Here is a 327-nt window from a genome sequence, read left to right as displayed (position 1 = left end):
CGGGCAGGGATTTGATTTCTTTCACATACTCAGAAGTAGCTGTGTAAAGAGCTTTTGTCAGTTTCCCAGAATACCGATTGCTTTTTTTAACACTTCAAGAGCATCCTTCGTATTTCGTAATTCACGTTGCAATCTGGCAATCTCTTTCGCTTCCTCACTTGCATAATTTCCAGAACCACGGGTGGGAACTTCTCCTTTATGTTCCTTTGCTGCTTTCATCCAGTTTTTCAGTGCAGATTCACTGACTCCAAGATTCTCCGCAGCCTTGCGAAGTGGCATCTCCGGATGATCCAAGCGATACTGCACTGCATCCTCTTTAAACTGTTG

Annotated in this window: 1 protein-coding gene; it reads right to left on the bottom strand. The window is 44.0% G+C overall.

The features are described from left to right. Positions 1-57: 57 nt before the first annotated feature. Positions 58-327 (bottom strand): transposase (locus tag AC27EF_RS13660; protein WP_487111306.1); only part of this gene is annotated, 270 nt, incomplete at its 5' end.

It is taken from the genome of Anaerostipes stercorihominis, from assembly GCF_057535655.1.
The sequence above is the reverse complement of the archived record's forward strand: the minus strand, read 5'-3'. Positions and strand labels throughout refer to the sequence as shown.